Below are 358 nucleotides of genomic sequence, written 5' to 3' on the forward strand. Positions count from 1 at the left end.
AAAAGTGCTTGAACTTGAAAAAAAGGAACTTCTGGACAAATTGCACCTTCGCCCTCTGGAAAGAATTTTCATAGAAGAGCGCATTTCCAAGGGCATCAAAAAAATGAAGACGGCGATTGACATTCACGACGCCGTAGTCGCGTGCCTTCAGTCGTTCTTTATAGAAGTGTTGACGTCCTGCATTTCGGATGACGAGGTCGAACACTTTTTACGAATTCCAACCCGAAGGATTCCACTGTACGAAAAAAACAAGGCAAAAGACAAAATGGAGAAAATACAGGCGCGTATAAAAGAAATAAACACCCACCTAAAAAATATAACCGCCTATTCGGTCGCCTGGCTTAAAGGCATTATAGCG

Annotated in this window: 1 pseudogene; it reads left to right on the top strand. The window is 42.5% G+C overall.

Annotated elements, in window-relative coordinates:
- Nucleotides 1-358 (top strand): annotated as a pseudogene (locus ACYVTD_RS18140) (DNA topoisomerase IV subunit A); the annotation flags it as partial.

Source organism: Treponema sp. R6D11 (genome assembly GCF_054786075.1).